Annotated in this window: 18 protein-coding genes and 1 pseudogene; 13 read left to right on the plus strand and 6 right to left on the minus strand. The window is 60.6% G+C overall.

Annotated features, from left to right (window positions below; translation table 11 throughout):
* Positions 1–81 precede the first annotated feature (81 nt).
* Entirely contained in the window at positions 82–981 is a 900-nt protein-coding gene (locus FN835_RS18715) for a LysR family transcriptional regulator (RefSeq protein WP_246098806.1), read from the minus strand.
* A gap of 180 nt (positions 982–1161) precedes the next feature.
* Between FN835_RS18715 and FN835_RS18720 the strand changes: the two genes are divergently transcribed.
* The 3 genes and pseudogenes from FN835_RS18720 to FN835_RS18730 all read left to right on the plus strand — a co-directional run.
* Positions 1162–2589 carry an NAD-dependent succinate-semialdehyde dehydrogenase gene (locus tag FN835_RS18720; RefSeq protein ID WP_142664783.1) on the plus strand — a complete coding sequence of 476 codons (1428 nt, stop codon included), beginning with the start codon at positions 1162–1164 and terminating at the stop codon, positions 2587–2589.
* 33 nt (positions 2590–2622) lie between these two features.
* Complete coding sequence (locus FN835_RS18725) at positions 2623–4233, plus strand: thiamine pyrophosphate-binding protein (protein ID WP_142664764.1); 1611 nt, start codon at positions 2623–2625, stop codon at positions 4231–4233.
* A 2107-nt stretch (positions 4234–6340) separates the two neighbouring features.
* A pseudogene (locus FN835_RS18730) lies at positions 6341–6912 on the plus strand (transposase family protein); the annotation flags it as partial.
* A 238-nt stretch (positions 6913–7150) separates the two neighbouring features.
* On the opposite strand, the gene FN835_RS18735 reads toward FN835_RS18730, so the two are convergent.
* A complete protein-coding gene (locus FN835_RS18735; protein ID WP_142664765.1) occupies positions 7151–7936 on the minus strand; it encodes an IclR family transcriptional regulator in 786 nt (261 codons plus the stop codon).
* A 275-nt stretch (positions 7937–8211) separates the two neighbouring features.
* On the opposite strand from FN835_RS18735, the gene FN835_RS18740 reads away from it, so the two are divergent.
* The 10 genes from FN835_RS18740 to FN835_RS18785 all read left to right on the plus strand — a co-directional run bounded on the left by FN835_RS18740 (position 8212) and on the right by FN835_RS18785 (position 16617).
* The gene (locus tag FN835_RS18740; RefSeq protein ID WP_142664766.1) at positions 8212–8895 is read left to right on the plus strand and encodes an amino acid ABC transporter permease; all 684 of its coding nucleotides are present in this window, start codon (positions 8212–8214) and stop codon (positions 8893–8895) included.
* Positions 8896–8905: 10 nt separating this feature from the next.
* Positions 8906–9550, plus strand: coding sequence for an amino acid ABC transporter permease (locus FN835_RS18745; protein ID WP_142664767.1), 645 nt, complete (start codon positions 8906–8908; stop codon positions 9548–9550).
* Positions 9534–10268, plus strand: coding sequence for an amino acid ABC transporter ATP-binding protein (locus FN835_RS18750; RefSeq protein WP_142664768.1), 735 nt, complete (start codon positions 9534–9536; stop codon positions 10266–10268). The genes FN835_RS18745 and FN835_RS18750 overlap by 17 nt, the downstream gene beginning before the upstream one ends.
* 57 nt (positions 10269–10325) lie before the next feature.
* Positions 10326–11126, plus strand: coding sequence for a transporter substrate-binding domain-containing protein (locus FN835_RS18755; protein WP_142664769.1), 801 nt, complete (start codon positions 10326–10328; stop codon positions 11124–11126).
* Positions 11127–11180: 54 nt separating this feature from the next.
* A complete protein-coding gene (locus FN835_RS18760) occupies positions 11181–12707 on the plus strand; it encodes a UxaA family hydrolase (protein WP_142664770.1) in 1527 nt (508 codons plus the stop codon).
* 23 nt (positions 12708–12730) lie between these two features.
* Positions 12731–13645 (plus strand): 2-dehydro-3-deoxygalactonokinase, encoded by a 915-nt coding sequence (locus FN835_RS18765; RefSeq protein ID WP_142664771.1) that lies wholly within the window; start codon positions 12731–12733, stop codon positions 13643–13645.
* A gap of 21 nt (positions 13646–13666) precedes the next feature.
* On the plus strand, positions 13667–14293 hold the full coding sequence (locus tag FN835_RS18770; protein WP_142664772.1) for a 2-dehydro-3-deoxy-6-phosphogalactonate aldolase: 627 nt from the start codon (positions 13667–13669) through the stop codon (positions 14291–14293).
* 43 nt (positions 14294–14336) lie between these two features.
* A complete protein-coding gene (locus FN835_RS18775; protein WP_142664773.1) occupies positions 14337–15350 on the plus strand; it encodes a zinc-binding alcohol dehydrogenase family protein in 1014 nt (337 codons plus the stop codon).
* Positions 15347–16114 carry an SDR family NAD(P)-dependent oxidoreductase gene (locus FN835_RS18780; protein WP_142664774.1) on the plus strand — a complete coding sequence of 256 codons (768 nt, stop codon included), beginning with the start codon at positions 15347–15349 and terminating at the stop codon, positions 16112–16114. The genes FN835_RS18775 and FN835_RS18780 overlap by 4 nt, the downstream gene beginning before the upstream one ends.
* A gap of 266 nt (positions 16115–16380) precedes the next feature.
* Entirely contained in the window at positions 16381–16617 is a 237-nt protein-coding gene (locus FN835_RS18785; RefSeq protein ID WP_142664775.1) for a hypothetical protein, read from the plus strand.
* 26 nt (positions 16618–16643) lie between these two features.
* Here the strand turns inward: FN835_RS18785 and FN835_RS18790 are convergent, their stop codons facing one another.
* The 4 genes from FN835_RS18790 to FN835_RS18805 all read right to left on the minus strand — a co-directional run.
* Positions 16644–16910, minus strand: a complete 267-nt coding sequence (locus FN835_RS18790; RefSeq protein WP_142664776.1) for a hypothetical protein — start codon at positions 16908–16910, stop codon at positions 16644–16646.
* A gap of 29 nt (positions 16911–16939) precedes the next feature.
* A complete protein-coding gene (locus FN835_RS18795) occupies positions 16940–17455 on the minus strand; it encodes a thermonuclease family protein (RefSeq protein WP_142664777.1) in 516 nt (171 codons plus the stop codon).
* Entirely contained in the window at positions 17452–17808 is a 357-nt protein-coding gene (locus FN835_RS18800) for a hypothetical protein (protein ID WP_142664778.1), read from the minus strand. Before FN835_RS18800 ends, FN835_RS18795 begins: the two co-directional genes overlap by 4 nt.
* Positions 17805–18860 (minus strand): helix-turn-helix domain-containing protein (locus FN835_RS18805; protein WP_142664779.1); only part of this gene is annotated, 1056 nt, incomplete at its 5' end. The genes FN835_RS18800 and FN835_RS18805, both read right to left, overlap by 4 nt.

An 18860-nucleotide genomic window follows, 5' to 3' on the forward strand; every position in this document is an offset into this window, starting at 1 on the left:
TGCTAAATTTCGACTTATATTGGTTACTATCACTAACGCTGAAGCTTTTCAGACTGCATTGCAAGGGGCAGCCGCAGCGCCTCAGATATTTTCTGAGATGCTCTCGGGGGAGAACACGCCGACCTCTACCGCCCGTTCCATCGCGGCGGCGATTTCGCGGATCACACGGGTTTTCGTGCTGTCCGAACGTTGGACCAGCCCCAGTTCCCGTTTCGGGCCGCCTTTGGGCGACAGTGCCAGTCGACGCAGGGTGGGCGGATTGGCAATTTCCACACAAGGCTGCGGCACGATCGATATACCCAGATCGGCCACGACCATGCTGTAGATGGCCTCGAGCCCTGCCAGCTCCATGCTGTCATGGACCGCGATATTGTTCGCCTGCAGCCATTTTTCGATGATCGAGCCGACCACTGCATCGCGTGAGAAGCGGATAAAGGGCAGGTTGCGCAGCAGCTTGACCGGATCGTCGCCTTCCACCTTTTGTGCGCAGATCAGCACCATTTCCTCGCTTGCGATGGGATGCCAGACCAGCCCGCGCGGCAGCATTTCGGGCCGGGCGACCAACGCGCCGTCAAGCGCGTTGCGTTCGACCTGATGGATCAGCGGGATCGACAGCCCCGGAAACAGCCCGACATGCAGGTCCGGGCATTTCGCCTTGAGCATGGCGGTGGCAAAGGGCACCAGTCCGGTCAACGAGGTCGGGACCGCACCAAGTGTGAACTCTCCCTTCAACCCATCATCGCCAAGGACCGAAGGAACGATGTCGTCATAGGCCCGCACGACCTCGCGTGCCTTGGCCAGCAATGCACGACCGATGGGGGTCAGTTCGGGCGTGCGGGTCGAGCGATCAAAGATTGCGACCCGCCAATCCTCCTCCAATGCGCGCATCTGTTGGCTGACGGCCGCATGGGTGACAAAGACCGCCTCTGCCGCAGCGCTGAACGTGCCGTTATCTGCCACGGCAATCAGCGTTCTAAGCATCCGTATTGACATTACCTGAACTCCCGCGCTCATTTCGGCAGTTTTGCTTACAATTACTGCAAGCATATTTTGTTTGATTTAGCAATACTTTCAATTCAGACCTTGGCCAAAGCGCGACCGTGCTGGCAGCAAAGGGGCAAGATCATGGACGACACATCGCGATCGACGCGCAGCTTGCAGATGCAGGCCCACTTCGCAGGGGAGTGGCAATCTTCGTCGGATGGGGCGGAAGTTCCCGTGACATCGCCTGCCACGGGCCGCCAGATCGGGACCGTGCCCAAGCTGACAAGGGACGATGCCTTGCGGGCGATCGATGCGGCCAGGCGCGCCTTCGTGAATTGGTCGGCGCTGACCGCCGCGCAACGCGCTGCCTATCTGAAACGCTGGCACGCGCTGATCCTGCGCGAACGCGAAGGGCTGGCGCAAATCCTGACGCTAGAGCAGGGCAAGCCGCTGGCCGAAGCGCGCGCTGAAATCGACATCAGCGCCGCCTATGTCGAATGGTTCGCCGAAGAAGGTCGCCGGGTCTATGGCGACGTCATCCCATCCCCCGCAATGGGTCGTCAGACCATCGTGACCAAACATCCGGTCGGCGTCACTTGCGCGATCACACCTTGGAACTTTCCCGCCTCAATGATCACGCGCAAGGTCGCTCCGGCATTGGCGGCGGGCTGCACCATGCTGGTGAAACCGTCCGAGCGGACCCCCTTTATCGCTCTGGCCTTGGCCGAACTGGCTGAGGAAGCGGGCATTCCCGCCGGCGTACTAAGCGTTATCACGGGTTCTTCGCGCGAACTGGTCAAGGTACTGACCGACAGCCCGACCGTGCGCAAACTGTCCTTCACCGGTTCGACCGAGGTGGGCAAGGAGTTGATCCGGCAATGCGCGGGGACGGTCAAGCGCATGTCGATGGAACTGGGCGGCAATGCCCCGATCATCATCTTTGACGATGCCGATATCGGCCCGGCCTTGGATGGGCTGATGGCGCTGAAGTTCAGGAATGGTGGCCAGACCTGCGTCTGCGCGAACCGGATATTCGTGCAGCAAGGCATTGCCGAGGCATTCACTCAAGCCTTTGTCGAACGTGTCGGCGGGTTAAAGATCGGCGCTGGCGATGCACCCGGCATTCAGATCGGGCCACTCATCAACGCAGCTGCGGCGCAGGATATGGCGCGGATCGTCGCCCGAGCGGTCGAGCAGGGCGCGACCGTGCTTGCCGGAGGCATCGCAAACGATACCGACAGCGCCTTCTATCCGCCGACGGTGCTTGGCGATGTGACCCCGGACATGGACGTGGCGCGGGACGAGATCTTCGGCCCCATCGCCCCTTTGCTGGTCTTTGACGACGAAGCCGAGGTGATCGCCATGGCCAATGACACGCCTTACGGCTTGGCCTCTTATATCTATACCCGCGATCTGGCGCGGGCTTGGCGCGTCTCGGATGCGTTGGAATATGGCATGGTCGGCATCAACGAGGTCGCGATTTCCAATGAGGTCGCGCCTTTTGGCGGCGTCAAGGAATCCGGTTTCGGGCGCGAAGGTTCGCGCTATGGCATCGATGAATATCTGGACGTCAAATATCGCTGCATGGGCGGGCTTTCGGCCTGATTTGCGGCACGACACAGTAAAAAGGATGCGATGATGCGCGGAGCCGATCTTTTGGTGCAGACGTTGAAGGCGGCAGGTGTGACGCGCATCTTTTCGCTTTCGGGCAATCAGATCATGCCGGTCTATGACGCCTGCGTGGGGCAGGGGATCGAGATCGTGCATACCCGCCACGAAGCCGCGACCGTCTTCATGGCCGAGGCACATGCGCAACTGACCGGCGAAGTCGGCGTCGCATTGGTGACGGCAGGCGGTGGTCTTGCCAATGCCGTCGGTCCGCTGTTTTCGGTCCGGGAATCCGAGACGCCGGTTCTGCTGCTAAGCGGCGATTCCCCGGTCGGTCAGGACGGTCGCGGCGCGTTTCAGGAAATGGACCAGACCGCGATGACCGCGCCTCTGTGCAAGCTGGCGATCCGGCCACGCCATGCCGCCGAGCTTGGACATGAGGTGGCGCGAGCCTTTCGCATCGCTCGGTCTGGGCGTCCCGGTCCGGTCCATATCGCGCTGCCCTTCGACGTGGTCGAGGCGGATGCGGGCGCGGTCCAACCGCCCCGTGCTGCCAGCTTCGCCCGCGTGCCGCAACAGTTGGGGGAAGGCGATGCGCGTCTGATCGCACAGTCCATCGCCTCGGCCCGCAAGCCGGTCGTGCTGGTCGGCCCGGTCCTGAACCGCAGCCGCACTGGCGATCTGCTGGACCGCCTGTCGGATGCGCTGAACGCGCCGGTCTTGGCAATGGAAAGCCCGCGCGGGTTGAAAGATCCGTCGATGGGCGCGTTGGCCGAAGTCCTGGCACAGGCAGACCTGATCGTGGATCTGGGCAAGCGTGTGGATTTCACCACGTCTTTCGGCGCTACCCCGGCGTTCAAGCCTGAGGCCGGCTGGATCGTCGTCGATGCCGACGCGCGCGAACAGGACCGCGCGCATCGCAATCTTGGATCAAGGCTAAAGCTGGCCATCACCGCCGATCCCTTGGACGCGGCGATGCGGCTGATTGATCTGGGACGGCAGGGCGGGGATGGCGACTGGCGCAGCACGGTTCAGTCCCTGCTGGACGCTCGCAGCTTTTCGGTCGAAACGCCAGATCCCGAGGGGCGTATCACCTCGGCCCAGCTTTGTGCGGCTGTGGTGCGTCAGATGCGCGCCGCACCGAACGCGATCGGCATTTGCGACGGTGGCGAGTTCGGCCAATGGGCGCAGGCCTTGTTGCCGACGCAGAGGCGCGTGATCAACGGTGTGTCGGGCGTAATCGGCGGCGGCTTATGCTATGGTCTGGCCGCGGCCATGGCCGAACCGGATGCCACGGTCTTTTCGTTGATGGGCGACGGCTCATGCGGGTTCCATTTCCCCGAGATTGAAACAGCCGCGCGTCATGGCGCTGCATATGTCATCGTTATCGGCAACGATTTGCGCTGGAATGCCGAGCATCAGATCCAGTTGCGCGAATACGGGCCGGACCGGTTGATCGGATGCCAGCTTAGCGACGCGCGATACGATCTGGCCTGCGCCGCGCTTGGCGGACATGGCGAATATGTCATGCGTCTTGACGAGTTGGACGCTGCGCTCGAGCGCGCAGCGCGTAGCGGCAAGGTCGCTTGCGTCAACGTGATGGTGGACGGTGCGGCCGCGCCAGCAGGGTCGGCGCATTGATCGGGCTAATATGAGAATAGCCTGCTACCAGATGGCAGGGAAGCGCAAGAAGCCCGGAGACATAGTGAAGAAACTGCGGCAAGTGGAGACGCTAGCAGCGCAAGACGCGAGGATCGCAGGTGCGGTGCGGTACGCGAGATCGGCCCGACCAAGCAAATTTACTATGGTTGATGCCAAAAACTAAAGGCATGGCTTCCTTGATCTGCTATGCATATGGCAGCGGAGGCAGTGGCGTAAAACTCTGGGGCCGATGCCCTCGCGTGCGACGGATTCATTATCCAATTACATAATAACAATTACACAGGTAATATAATACCGCAGTGGGTTCTATTTTGAAATGCGACACGCCCGTGGCTTTCATGCTGTGCAATTCGTGGAGTCTCCCTCTGCGCCGCATCTGACATTTGAGGCGCGCTGGATCTTCGCCGGACTGCTGCGCAGCAAGGTCGGCGTGGCGCAGATCGCAATCCATCTCGGCCGACACCGCTTGACCAGCCGTCGCGAGGCCAAGCGCAGTTTCGGCCTGTTCTGCTCGCCCCTGACTAAGCCCTTCGGTCCTGAACCGCCCGGTTAAATCCGGACCGAAAAACACAACGGGCGACACTCAACATGAGCGCCGCCCGGTGATTAGGGAACTTCGGAAATCAGAAAAATTACAAGCAGTTAGACCTTCAAGGGTCAGCTACGTGCTGCCGTAGGTGTGATACACCCGAGCCCGCGTAACGTGTAGCTGGCAAATTGGTCAGGTTCCAAACGGCGGCCCCCGAGCGGCCGAGCTCCTCCCCGGGGGCCTCTCCCATAGCAGCGAAACCTGCAGACGAGAGGCCTTCAGATATCACGATCTCGTGAATATGGCAAACTGTAGGAGGCAGCCCCCGGGGCGTGGTTTGCAGTCCGATCCGGGGCCTAGCTCCCCTATAGACCTGCTAAGTCATAGTGGGGTTGGACAACCATAGTCACTGTTCAACTCATCTGCTTATCCAGCCTCGCCAGCGCATGGGTGATTCCAGACGGTCTACGAGATCTGCAACGCCTCTAACTCGCGCACGATCTCGCCGTCGCGACGCACCCATTTCGGCGATAGCTCCTGCTGGCGGCGGTAGAACGCCAGCCACTTCGGCGGTTCCTCGATGGGGGAGTAGACGACCAATGGTGGCAGGTCAGGATGTAAGCGGTGACGGTGCGTGTCGCTTGGATGCGCGCTCCTTAGCCCGATCCTCCGGGCATTTGGACCCCTGGCCGGACGGCAATCTAGCCAGGGGCAGCCCCCCTGAACGACCAAGTAAAGACGGGCATGTCCGTGAGTATCAGACACTCGGACCGCGAGCAATTCGCAGCCGGTGTTTAGTGCCCCCGCTGCCAATCTGCCTGATGCAGTGGGGCGGCGTGGCCACCAAGACACACAAGACTGAAGCTAGCCTCCACTGCCGATTTGTCCACCCGGCGCGCTATCGGCTGCGCATGTCGGTCAGGCCGCAGGCTAGATAGACCCGGACGCCGGTTCCGGGGCGATCGGCGGGAGCAGAACGGCGGGCTCCAGATCCGGTGCGAACCGGTTCTCTTGGTCTACGCATAAATCTTATCCTCAAGACCGGGATAAACCATCAAGGGCAGAGCGTCTTTCCGTTGATAAAGATCACATAACGCGAACGTTGTTTGCTGCGCGCCCATCGACATCCGATGAGCTACGTGTCGGTATCATCTCGGAAACTGATGATGTCACGTTCCCACCTAGACTTGCAGGCTGGAGAGCACCAACTAGCCATCCTGCATTTTTGGGACCGATAGCGTGGGAGATAAGGGAGGCCCTCGCCGTCGGCGCAAGGGCCTGCAACCCCGGCAACAGGGAACTTATCCGCCTCGATTTCCGCTCATAAGAGCTGTGATTTTCGCCAAAGGTTCCGCCGTAGACGACCACACCGTCACGCGCTGGAGGATGCTGCCTTCGTCCGCGCTCGCCGGCCGCGGATGAGGTCGTACCTCGTGTACTGTCAATCGGCGTGGACAGCTGACCCCCTATCGGCATGCAGTCTTGGGTCTGGCTCAGCTTCGGTGCAGTTATTTTTCAGCCTTGCTACATTTAAGCCCTCTTCCAAGGAGGTTACCGATGGCGCCATGGTTTTCACGCCGAGATTTTCTTCCAGCAGGGCTTACGGCGGATCAGATCGAACTCGATGGTAAAACGATCTGTATCCATGCCCGCTCTTCGGCTGCCGCGGCTGCCTGTCCACACTGCGGGAGCATTTCAGACCATCTTCACAGCCGGTATCGACGTCGCCCGGCCGATGTTCCTGCACATGGTAGAGCTGTGGAAATCGTCTTTCAGGTTCGTCGCCTCCGCTGTCGTGCGCCCGGCTGTCCGGCCCGGATTTTCGTCGAACGGTACCTGCCCGGCGTCATCCGACCGCATATGCGACGCACTGCGCGGATGCAGGATTCTGCGTCACCTCTGTCTTGCCCTCGGCGGACGACCTGTTCAGGCGCTCGCCAGGCGCCTTCAGGTGCCGGCAAGCAAAGACACCTTCTTGCGTGGGGAACCTGATGGGTCGCGCCTCCGACTCCCCGCGTGTGATCGGCATCGATGACTGGGCATGGCGCAAGGGTCAGCGTTACGGCACGATAATCTGCGACCTGGAACGGCGGCAGGTGATCGACCTGCTGCCCACGCGTAATGGAGCTTTGCCGCTTCGGTGTTCCGAGATTGGTTACGGGCACTCCACAGATCACCACAGGATTTTTGATACAAATCGTAGTTCGTGCTAGTTTTTTCTCGCTGGCTGCCCACGTTGATGTGCCCGATGGTGACCCTCCCGGTTTTAACGGGGTTTGGCCTTAGAATTCACGCGGCCATTTTCAGTTTATGTGCGGGTGTTATGCCGCCGATGCCCATGTTGGGTCGCTCCAGATTACGATGCCTTTAGGGGTGCAGACGATAACCCAACCCCTCGGAAATAGCTCTTGCACAGCGCATCACCGGCGCCGTCAGCGACTCGAGACGCTCATCGGACATGTAATGCACCGAGCTCGCGACACTGATGCCGGCCACGATCGCACCGCGTGCATCACGAATAGGTGCAGCGACACAGCAGATGCCCAACTCGTTCTCCTCGCGCTCCACAGCGTAGCCCCGCTCGCGGAACATCATGATCCTGGCACGGAACTGATCCCATTCCAGAAATCCTGGAGGAGCGATCGCGTTGCCTCTCGCGTCCAGAGCTGCCAAGTCGTAAAGTCTACGCCATTCGGATTCAGGCAGATCGAACATCTGCACCTTGCCGGTCCCGGTGGTGGCGATCGGCTTTTGCAGCCCGACCCGCGAACGCATTTCCAACCCCTTTGTGCCGGCGATCTTGTCGACATAGACGACTTGGTCGCCTTCCCGAATGCTGAGGTGGATCGAATCGCCCGTGTCGCGCGCGAGTTGTTCGAGATGCGGTCTGGCGCAATTTGTTAGCGGCATCTGCTCCAGCGCGGAACTTCCGAGACTGATCAGGGCCGGCCCCAACACGTAACCCCGTCCATCGATATGCCGGAGATAGCCATGCTGCAGGAGAAAGCTGACGAGACGATGGGTGGTGCTGCGGCCTGTGCCAACAAATTCCCCAATCGCAGCGAGATCGCTACGACGGCTGCGGACAGCCTCCAAGACGCTGAAAACACGCGATAAGGACTGTGTCCCTGCCTTGTTGGCATCGTTCTCCAAAGCTGCTCTCCCTCTTCAATATCCCATATTATGGCACACAGTATTACTATATGAAAGAAATTTGTGTTCACTGATTGACATGGGATTGGTTCCCATAATATGAACTAAGCACTGCGACGGGAGACGCAGGGGCAATATCGATTATGGGAGGCGACCGTGTATCCGTTGCCAGCAATGACCCCGGCACTGCCGGGACCGAAGGAGACGTGTCCTTCGGCAAAGCCAGAGTTCCTGAGCGCGCAGAGCGAGCGGCCGATCAAGAAGGTCAGTGACGCGTGACCTATACATTCGATTTCAGTTTTCTGGCGGAATACTGGCCAGAGCTATTGTCCGGGCTGATGCAGACCGCACAGTTGTCGATCTTGTCGATCATCTTCGGATTTTTGCTCGGCACGGTGCTCGCTGTCGGAAGAACCGCCGACAGCAAAGCCGTTCGCCGGATCTGCGCCATTTACGTCGAAGCCATCCGCAACACCCCACTGCTGGTGCAGATGTTTATGATTTACTTCGGTCTCGCCTCGATCGGCTTCAAACTCTCTGCCGAGTTCTGTGCCGTCCTGGCGATCGTCATCAACGTCAGTTCCTATACCTGCGAGATCATGCGGGCCGGCATCGAGTCCATCAAGAAGGGACAACTCGAAGCTTCCGACTGCCTCGCGATGAGCTGGTGGCAGCGGCTTTTCCTGATCGTCTTGCCGCCGGCAACCGAGCGGGTCTACCCTGCCCTCGTCAGCCAGTTCATCCTCATCATGCTGGCAACCAGCCTTGTGTCGCAGATCTCGGCCGAAGAACTGACCTCGACCGCGGTTCGCATCGACTCAATGACCTTCCGGTCGTTCGAGATCTACACCGTCATTGCGGTGATCTATATCGCGCTGGCCTTCGTTTTCCGCATCGGTTTCTGGGCCCTGTCGCAGCTGGTCTTCCCCCGCCTGCGCCGTCTCGGCACGCCGCTGTAAGAGGGACCCCATGCTCACAAGTTTTCAGATACAGGCACTCCTCGTTGCGGCGCTTTGGACGGCTGGCCTGTCGCTCATCGCCTTCAGCCTTGGCGGTGCCGTTGGTCTCCTTATCGCAGTCATGCGGGTCTCCGCCAACCGGGTGCTTCGCGCGATTTCCTTTACTTATATCCAGATCGTTCAGGGCACCCCTCTGCTCGTGCAGATGATGCTGGCCTTCTTCGGCCTGTCCATTCTTGGTTTCAGCATCGAGCCCTTCACCGCTGCAAGCGCCGCCATGGTCATCTATTCAAGCGCTTACTTCGGGGAAATCTGGCGCGGTGGCATTCTCGCGGTGCCGAAGACCCAGTGGGAGGCGGCAGAGTGCCTTGCACTCCATCCGTTTCAGCGCTTCTGGCTGATCATCGTGCCGCAGGGCCTGCGGATTTCTACGCCACCGACCGTCGGCTTCATGGTTCAGATCGTGAAAAACACCTCGCTCGCCTCGGTCATCGGCGTGGCCGAACTGACCTATACCAGCAAGCTCATCAACAACTCGACGTTCCAGCCATTCACCGTCTTCAGCCTGGTCGCCGTGCTCTACTTCTGCATGTGCTACCCGCTGGCCTGGTGGAGCCGCAAACTGGAGGACAAACTCAATGTCGCCCATCGTTAAACTGAACAAGGTCTCCAAAAGCTTCGGCAGCCTGAACGTCCTGCAAGGTGTCTCGTTCGATGTCGCCCAGGGCAGTGTCGTCGCGATCATCGGCCGATCCGGCTCCGGGAAAAGCACCGCGCTGCGCTGTATGAACGGGTTGGAAAAGATCAATGGGGGCGAGATCACGGTGTGCAATCACCATCTGCATCAGAACGTCACCAAGGCTCAGCTACGCGCCCTCCATCTGGACGTGGGGATCGTCTTTCAGAGCTACAACTTGTTTCCGCATCTGACGGTCGGGCAGAACATCATGCTGGCACCGAAGTGGGTGAGAAAGCAGTCGAAAGCCGAAGCCAAGGATCTAGCTGCAGAAGTCCTAGGTAAGGTGGGTCTCGCCGAAAAGTTCGACGCATATCCCGAACAACTTTCGGGCGGACAGCAGCAACGCGTCGCGATCGCGCGATCGCTCGCCATGCAGCCCAAACTCATGCTGTTTGACGAAGTCACCTCGGCGCTTGATCCGGAGCTGACCGGTGAGGTGCTGAAGGTCATGGAAAACCTCGCCAAAGACGGAATGACGATGGTGCTTGTGACCCATGAAATGGCTTTCGCCAAAGGCGTTGGGGACAAGGTCATCTTCATGCACCAGGGCAAGGTCTGGGAGGAAGGCGACGGCGAGATATTGTCCGCACCCCAGACGCCGGAACTGCGCCAGTTCGTGGGCAACGGCCTCTAGATCAGCCGGCGTCCGGCTCCGGGCGCCCGCAATTTCTGAAACTCATGGGAGGAACACATGAATATTCGCAATCTCACGCTTGCGGCTCTGACCGCTGTTGGCCTTGTCGCGGCAGCAGGTGCATCAGCAGATACCCTCGGCGACATCCGCGAACGCGGCGCGATCAACGTGGGTATTGATCTTGGCCAGGCGCCATTCGGCATGGTCGACGGATCGATGAAGCAGGTCGGCTCTGATGTCGAGACCGCCAAGGCACTCGCCGAGGGTCTCGGCGTCAAACTCAACGTCGTGACGGTGGCACCGGCCAACCGCATCCCGTTTCTGATGACCGGCAAGGTCGATGTTGTGGTCGCGAGTTTCTCGATCACCGAGGAGCGCAAGAAACAGGTCGATTTCTCCAAACCCTACGCGGTCAGCGAAGTCGTAGTTGCCACCACCGGCGGACTGGCGCTTTCGGGGCCGGCCGATCTTGCAGGTCGTCAGGTCGCGGTTACCCGCGCATCCACGAACGACAGCCTGATCACTGACGCGCTGAAGGCTGACAACGTCGACGCATCCATCGTGCGTTACGACGACAATGCCATGACGACAAACGCCGTGCTGAGCGGTCAGCAGGATGTCTATGTCGTCGCGCAGTCCCTGCTGGTGCCGATCAACGAAGCAAATCCGTCGCGGAAGATCGAGCCGCAATTCGTGCTGCGGACCTATCCGCTGGCCGTCGGTCTGCGCAAGAACGAGCCCGAGCTGAAGGCCTGGCTGGATACTTGGGTCACCGAGAACCTCGCGAACGGCAAGCTGAACGGCATCTACGAGACCTTCCACCACGCCAAACTGCCCGATGTGATCCCCGACGCATAAGCAAGGAATGGGCGGTGACGACGCTCGAGACCCAAAGATACAGGAAATATCGCGATGAAAGCTAAAACAATCCGGCTGCATCCCGACGACGACGTCGTTATCGCCCTCGAGCCGCTGGCCGCAGGTTCGCACATCGAGACAGAGGCGCTGCCGGTCCTTGAGCCGATCCCGGCAGGCCACAAGATCGCCACACGTGACATTCCGGCCAACGGGCCGATCCGGCGCTATAATCAAGTGATCGGATTGGCCACCCAGCCGGTCCGCGCGGGCCAGCATGTGCATGTCCAGAACGTTATGATGGCCGATGTCGAAAACGACTATGCTGTTGGCGTGGATGCTCTGCCGACGCAGTTCGAAGAGACGCCAGCGACATTCATGGGCATCAGGCGGCCCGATGGCCGCGTCGCCACCCGCAACTATATCGGCATCATGACCAGCGTGAACTGCTCGGCCCGGGTCGCGCGTGCCATCGCCGAGCATTTTCGGCGCGATCTTCGCCCGGAAGCGCTGGAGGATTACCCCAATATCGATGGCGTCGTTGCGCTGACGCATGGTTTTGGTTGCGGCATCGACGTCAAAAGCGAAGGCATGGCCATCATTCGCCGCACGCTTTCGGGCTATGCCGTGCATCCGAACTTCAGCGCGGTGATCTTTGTCGGGCTGGGCTGCGAGGCCAATCAGATCGGCGACATCCTGGCCTCGCGCGGCCTGAGCGAAAGCGCCACGCTTCACAGCTACACCATTCAGGATGTCGGCGGCACCACGAACGCTGTTCGCCAAGGCATCGATCTGGTCAAGTCGATGCTGCCAAAGCTGAACGATATCAAGCGTGAGTCGGTGCCCGCGTCTTATCTGACCGTCGGACTGCAATGCGGCGGCTCGGACGGCTATTCCGGCATCTCTGCCAATCCGGCTCTTGGCGCGGCCGTTGACCTGCTGGTGAAAAACGGCGGCACGGCGATCCTGTCGGAAACGCCGGAGGTTTACGGCGCCGAACACCTGCTGACCCGACGCGCAGCATCGGCGCAAGTGGCCGACAAGTTGATCTCACGGATCGACTGGTGGAAAGACTACTGCGCCAAGAATGGTGCCGAGATGAACAACAACCCCTCAGCTGGCAACAAAGCCGGCGGGTTGACGACGATCCTTGAGAAATCCTTGGGCGCGGTCGCCAAAGCCGGCACGACGAACCTCATGGAAGTCTACGAATACGCCGAGCTGGTGACGGAACATGGCATGGTCTTCATGGACTCGCCGGGGTTCGATCCGATCTCGGCAACCGGTCAGGTCGCGTCCGGGGCAAATCTGATCTGCTTTACGACCGGACGCGGATCCGCCTTTGGATGCATGCCCTCCCCGTCCCTGAAGCTGGCCACCAACTCGGCGACCTGGCGGCGGCAGGAAGACGATATGGACATCGATTGTGGCGTCATCCTTGAAGGCAGCACCACCATCGAAGAATTGGGTCGGGTCATCTTCGAGCGGATGCTGTCCTGTGCCTCGGGCCAAGCCTCAAAAAGCGAGTTGCATGGTTATGGACAGGACGAGTTCGTGCCTTGGCAGCTTGCGGTGGTGACGTGAGCGAAATCTGCAGGATCGAACCCATGACGAATGGAATAGCGCCACGCTTTGCCGCCGTCGATTGGGGCACCAGCAGCTTCAGGATCTGGCTCTGCGGTGCCAAGGGCGAGGTCATCGCCGAGCGTCGTAGCGGCGAAGGCATGACGCATGCGCGCGACAATGGCTTCGGCAATATCCTTGACGCGCACCTTGCCGATATGGCCGCGCCGAACGATCTGAATGTAGTCGTTTGCGGCATGGCAGGGGCACGCCAAGGTTGGGTGGAGGCCGGTTATATCGACTGCCCGGCCCCGCTTCATCACTTGGCGGACCGCGCCACCCCTGTCGCCCATCCCACGCGCGATATCCGAATTCTTCCTGGCGTCGCTCAGCGCGATCCGCAGCACCCCGACGTCATTCGTGGTGAGGAAACCCAGTTGCTGGGCTTGCTCGCTCACGATGTGGCATCTGTCGTCGTCATGCCCGGCACCCATTCCAAGTGGGCCCGGATGGACGGCAGCACCCTCACGTCATTCTCGACCCATATGACCGGTGAGCTTTTTCAGGCGCTGACATCAGCCACGCTACTCAAGCACGCCGTAGAGGGCGCGACTGGTCCCACGGACCACGCGGCGTTTACGGCGGGTGTTCGAGAGATTTTCGAAACGCCGGCAGCATGGTCAAGCCGGTTGTTCGAAATCCGCGGTCGACAGCTGTTGTTCGGCGCGAGTGCCGATGGCGCGAAAGCCCGTATTTCCGGCATCCTGATCGGCGCCGAACTGGCCTCGGGTTTAGCCGGTGCATCGCAACAACAGCCTGTGCGGATCCTGTCCACAGGCGGATTGGCCGATCTTTACGGCAAGGCCTGCGACGCGCTCGACCTGCCTTTCCTCATCGAAGACGCGGATGCAGCGACCTTGCGCGGGTTGCACGCCGCAGCCACCCGTATCTGGCCCTGAAACCTGGAAATCCGTGAACCGATGAATTTTCCAACTCTCCCCCTGCCCATTGTCGCAATCCTGCGCGGCATTCGTCCCGAAGAAATCGAACCTGTGGTGCAGGAACTCCTCGAGTCCGGTATCCGCGCGATTGAAGTTCCGCTCAACTCGCCCGATGCATTCCGATCAATCGAACTTGCCGCAAAGCTGGCGCCTGCTGATGCGCTGATCGGTGCGGGCACGGTCATCCGTGTCGAGGATGTTGCGGCACTTCACGATGTCGGCGGCAGGCTGTTGGTGTCCCCGAACATCGACGAAGATGTGATGTCGGCGGCGCGCGGCCATGGCATGGTGACGATGCCAGGTGTGCTGACACCGACGGAAGCGTTGCGGGCGGTGCGGCTGGGCGCTTCGGCGCTGAAGTTCTTCCCGGCCAGCGTGCTTGGACCGGCGGGGATCGCTGCCATCCGTGCCATTCTGCCGCCATCGACGACAATTGCCGCCGTGGGCGGGGTCGGTGAGGATAACTTCGTCAGCTTCATGGATGCTGGCGTCACGGCATTCGGCATCGGAACCAACCTCTATCGCCCCGGGCGATCCGCGGGCGAGGTGGGCGCCCGCGCCCGCGCGATCATCTCGGCTTATCAGGATGCGGCCCGATCGCGGTGAGCGCCGTCCGGACATAAAATTCATAGACATCAGGAGGCCTCGCATGAAGGCGCTTATCATCGAGAAGGAAGGCCACACCGTGATCGGAGAGATCTCCGAACCGGACATGGGTGCCCGCGACGTCCGCATCCGGGTGCGCCATGTCGGGCTATGCGGTACGGACTTCAATTCCTATCGCGGGTTTAATCCTTTGGTCACCCTGCCCCGCGTTCCCGGTCACGAGATCGGTGGAGAAATCATTGAGGTCGGAAGCGATGTGCCCGCCGAATACGCACCGGACCGTCGCGTGGTCGTTGTGCCCTACACCAATTGCGGCGCGTGCGCGTCCTGCCGGAAAGGCCGCCTGAACGCCTGCCGCTACAACAAAACGCTGGGCGTGCAACAGGAAGGCGGCCTGACGCGTGAAATTGTCGTGCCAATGGAAAAGGTCATTCTGAACGACACGCTGGCACCACAGCATCTTGCGCTGGTCGAGCCCTTGGCGGTGGGATTTCATGCGGTCGCGCGCGGCCAAGTCGCCGAAGAGGATACCGTCGTCGTTCTGGGCTGCGGCATGATCGGCATGGGCGTGCTGATTGGATGCGTTGCCCGCGGCGCGCGGGTCATCGCGGTGGACATGTCTGCGGAAAAACTCGACCTTGCGCGCAAATTTGGCGCCGAGGCGACGCTGAACCCGACCACCCACGACGTCGAGAAGGCAGTTTCCGAGCTGACAGCGGATCTTGGTGCCGATGTCGTGTTCGAAGCTGTCGGCACCCCCGCCACCTTTACGCAATGCATCACGCTGGCAGGTTATGCGGGGCGGGTGGTCTATGTTGGCTACTCCAAAGCGCCGGTGAGCTACGACACCGCGTATTTCAACCTCAAGGAACTGGATATTCTTGGGTCGCGCAATGCGACTATGACGGACTTTCAAGATGTCATCGCGCATCTTGAAACCATCGGAGATGCCGCCGACCTGCTGATTTCCAAGACCTTTCCGTTTGCCGAGGCGGATCAGGCCTTCCCCTATTGGACAGAAAATCGCGACAATCTGAAAGTGATGGTGGCACTATGAGCGACAGTTTCAAAAAAGCCTTCAGTCTGGAAGGCAAGCGCGCGCTGGTGACAGGCGGTGGCTCGGGTCTGGGCGAAGCCATGGCTGCGGCAATGGCCGCCGCTGGCGCCGAGGTCATCCTCGTCGGTCGCCGCAAGGATGTGCTGGAAGCAGCGGCAAGTCGAATCCCGGGTGCCAGGATCGAAACCGTCGACCTGTCGGATATCGCATCGCTGAAAGCGGCTGCAGAAGGTATTCTGGAACGTCACGGCAAGGTCGATATTCTGGTAAACAATGCCGGCAATACGATCCGAAAGCCGTATCTGGAGACGACATACCAAGATATCGACGCAGTGGTGGACGTGCATCTGCGCGGCTCGCTTGAGTTCTCGCGCCCGTTCATTGCGCGTCAGGCTACCACCGGCGGCGGTTCGGTGATCTTCACCGCATCGATGGCTTCTTATATGGGCCTGCCTTATGTGATGGGCTACTCGGTTGCGAAAACTGCCATTCTCGGCGCAGTGCGCGCGCTGTCTGCGGAATTCGCCGGTCAGAACGTCCGGGTGAACGGCATCGCGCCCGGCTGGATCGATACGCCGCTTTATCGTGGGGCGACGGGGGCGGATCCGGCGCGGAAGGCCAAGGCGCTTGGCCGCATTCAGATGGGACGCATCGGTGAGGTCGAGGACGTGGGATGGACCAGTGTGTTCCTCGCATCGGATGCCGCCACCTATATTACAGGGCAAACCATAGCTGTCGATGGCGGGGCACTCGCAGGGTTCTAAGCGCAAGGGCGTCAGCCTCACTATATATCTGCGTCGAGGCAGGCTGTGTTGTATCAAGCCAGCTCAGGAGGCGGTCGAGGCTATCCGCGTCCTGACACCCGGAGGTGTACCGTCAGCACGGGCTGCGTCACTTTAGAATACGACAGAGATCTAAATACTCACGACGCTGCGCCATGATGCAACGACGGCGTTGCCTTCTCTAGCCGCCGCATTTCCTAGGAACAGAAGTGCCGTTCTGTTGTTCGTCCATCCGATCAGGGGGTGAGATGAAACAAATCAAAGTTGCGAACACACAAAGCTGGGCACGATTGCGATGTGAGGATCAGGACGCGTTGTCTGAAGCGCGACGGGCGCTGAGGGAGTTGCTCAAGCCGCTGCAGGAACAAGCGACCCTTTGCTCCGAACCGCTGCGGCGACGCCGGGGCACCAGTAGCGGCGGGATTTATACCGATCTGGATGCGCTCCCGGTAGCAGCCGAAGTGCGTCGGGATCTCACCCGGTAAGGTGATGACTGAACCCACCCAGAAACTCATCCCGCAAACTCCCCCTCTGCATAGGTGGCATTCAGCACATCCGCCACGATCTGCAGAAAGCCGTCTGGATCATCGAGCGCGTTGGCGGCGATGAGCAACGGTTTCGGACGCGCCGTGAGAGTCTCTCCCTCGGGCCCAGTTCGTGCAGCCGCCTGAAAATAGATCGCGAGCTGCAATTTGCCGGATTTCGTTTTGTAGACCGGCTTCACGAAGAAGCCGGCTTCTGGCACCCGTCTGGCGCGGTTGGGCGAGTTTTGCGACATGGCGTGCCGTCCTCCTCCAGTGATGTCCCTCAGTTTGTGACGCCCTGTTTGGGCGACTTCACGCCGTCGCGTCTCGCTTTGCGCCAGAGATGCGGTCGCTCGAAGGCCCCCTGCCAGATCCCGATTTTGCGCCGGACCGCAGTGCGCTCGGCCTCTCCATAGCGCTTGTCCCGATCGTAATAGCCGACGGCGCGGCCTGAGGAGACCATCCAAAGACCAATGTCATCGCCTTTGACACGGCAATAGGCCAGGACGCGCCGGTATCGATCCCGTCCCGTCGGCACGCAGTGCACGATACGTTGCGAGAGGTGGCCTGCGAGTGCCAGAGCGGCTTGCTGGCCGCAGCGCCAAGGCCGGCCTTTGGGTGTCTGGCAAAGCTGCGCGGCTTCCGGTGCATCAATGCCCGCGAGCCGGATCCGTTCACCATGGACTTCGATGGTATCGCCGTCGATGACTGTCGCAATTCCGACAATGTCGGCTGCGCCCGCAGATGCGCATGTTGCAAACAGGAACAGGGCGAAATTGCTGGCAAGGCTGCGAGTCATGGGTGATCTCCTTCGGAACTGATCGGCGGATGCGCGATGGCCGCTTGTCCTGCAAGCCCGAGCTGGTCGAGCTTGGCGCGAAAGGCGCGATGCTGTCGGGAAATCTCGTGGGCACGCTGGAAGCTGGCCAGCCGTGTGGCGTCGAGGCAGGCGAGATAGTCCGTCATGGCGCTGAAGTAGCGCTCGAAGTCTGCGGCAACGAGGTTGGCGTAATGTCGCAACTCGGCATCGCTCGAGGGCACAAACGGCTCCTCTGGCGGCAGGCATTCCGCAACCGGCTGCGGTCTCAGGGCCTGTGCGTGGCTGACTGCAGGCAAGAGTGCCATGAATATGGCCGCGATCAGCGGCTTCATGAGATGCCCCTTCGCCGATGCCGCAGCCCGACAAGCGCACCTGCGAGATTGAACGTACCTCGAGCCTGCAATTGCGTGAAGCGTCGCAAGGCCGCACCGGGGCACCGGATGGGATGCGTCGGATGATCCCGATTGGCATCTATCATCAGCACAGTCAGACAGGCCGCAAGGTCGCCAAAGACTGCAGCCGCCTCGTGCATCACCTCTTCACCGATGTGAAGATGCGGCAGCAGGTGAAACACCGCCGTGCGGAACGAGCGCGGGCACGGCAAACCATCGGGGCAGAAGAGGTCCAGATGCGCGCGAAGATCGGGACTAGCAAGATCGCGCAGCACCTGCGGCGTCAGCCACCGGAGGTTATGGCTGTGATCCTCCGCCCCTGCCCCACACGCTGTTGGGTTCGGGTCTGCGGCCTTGTCCACTTCGGTCGACGCGATCTGCCAGTCCCGTTCTGGGTCAGTTATCCGCGTTGTCTCCGCGCCCTTACAGGATTCAGAAGATTCTGGAGTTGTCTTTTGTATTGCCGGAAGCTGGGCTTCCGCTCTGCCGGAAGGTTTTGGCAAATATCGAAGCAATTCCTCGCATTCCGATCGCAGAAGCTGGATCTCTGCCAGATGCGCGGCGAGGCAATCTGAGCCCACTAGCACCGCATAGCGGCGTGGCCACGCCGACCGGCGCTGCAATAGCGCGGCCAGTGCCGGATGGCTGGGGCGCAGGATCAGCAACTTCTCGAGTAGCAGCTTCACGTCTCGCTTGGCGGCAGAGCATTCCAGCCGCAGCACCTGACAACTGCGCGCCTCTTCGCGATGCCGCGCGTCGAGCGCGATCAGCTGCGGCAGCAGGACGATGAGCGGACGCAGATTGATGCCCAACCGCCGGCCATTGGAGAGTGCCCGCCCCGACCGCCGGCCATTGGCGGCTGTGTCAATCTCGATCAGACCCAGATTTGCCAAAGCTTTCTCATGGCCGCGCAGAGCACGGTCTGAAATCCCAAGCTCCTGAGCCAGATCCTGTTGCGCACAAAAGCAGACCGGATCCCGATCCGGTGCTGT

Origin of the sequence: Paracoccus laeviglucosivorans (assembly GCF_900182695.1) — a bacterium.
In the GTDB taxonomy this organism is placed as follows: domain Bacteria; phylum Pseudomonadota; class Alphaproteobacteria; order Rhodobacterales; family Rhodobacteraceae; genus Paracoccus; species Paracoccus laeviglucosivorans.

Excerpts from the sequence above, each read along its gene's own strand:
- FN835_RS18715 (WP_246098806.1), bottom strand. The coding sequence starts at position 981 with ATGCTTAGAACGCTGATTGCCGTGGCAGATAACGGCACGTTCAGCGCT.
- FN835_RS18720 (WP_142664783.1), top strand. The coding sequence starts at position 1,162 with ATGCAGGCCCACTTCGCAGGGGAGTGGCAATCTTCGTCGGATGGGGCG.
- FN835_RS18725 (WP_142664764.1), top strand. The coding sequence starts at position 2,623 with ATGCGCGGAGCCGATCTTTTGGTGCAGACGTTGAAGGCGGCAGGTGTG.
- FN835_RS18745 (WP_142664767.1), top strand. The coding sequence starts at position 8,906 with ATGCTCACAAGTTTTCAGATACAGGCACTCCTCGTTGCGGCGCTTTGG.
- FN835_RS18750 (WP_142664768.1), top strand. The coding sequence starts at position 9,534 with ATGTCGCCCATCGTTAAACTGAACAAGGTCTCCAAAAGCTTCGGCAGC.
- FN835_RS18755 (WP_142664769.1), top strand. The coding sequence starts at position 10,326 with ATGAATATTCGCAATCTCACGCTTGCGGCTCTGACCGCTGTTGGCCTT.
- FN835_RS18760 (WP_142664770.1), top strand. The coding sequence starts at position 11,181 with ATGAAAGCTAAAACAATCCGGCTGCATCCCGACGACGACGTCGTTATC.
- FN835_RS18765 (WP_142664771.1), top strand. The coding sequence starts at position 12,731 with ATGACGAATGGAATAGCGCCACGCTTTGCCGCCGTCGATTGGGGCACC.
- FN835_RS18770 (WP_142664772.1), top strand. The coding sequence starts at position 13,667 with ATGAATTTTCCAACTCTCCCCCTGCCCATTGTCGCAATCCTGCGCGGC.
- FN835_RS18775 (WP_142664773.1), top strand. The coding sequence starts at position 14,337 with ATGAAGGCGCTTATCATCGAGAAGGAAGGCCACACCGTGATCGGAGAG.
- FN835_RS18780 (WP_142664774.1), top strand. The coding sequence starts at position 15,347 with ATGAGCGACAGTTTCAAAAAAGCCTTCAGTCTGGAAGGCAAGCGCGCG.
- FN835_RS18785 (WP_142664775.1), top strand. The coding sequence starts at position 16,381 with ATGAAACAAATCAAAGTTGCGAACACACAAAGCTGGGCACGATTGCGA.
- FN835_RS18790 (WP_142664776.1), bottom strand. The coding sequence starts at position 16,910 with ATGTCGCAAAACTCGCCCAACCGCGCCAGACGGGTGCCAGAAGCCGGC.
- FN835_RS18795 (WP_142664777.1), bottom strand. The coding sequence starts at position 17,455 with ATGACTCGCAGCCTTGCCAGCAATTTCGCCCTGTTCCTGTTTGCAACA.
- FN835_RS18800 (WP_142664778.1), bottom strand. The coding sequence starts at position 17,808 with ATGAAGCCGCTGATCGCGGCCATATTCATGGCACTCTTGCCTGCAGTC.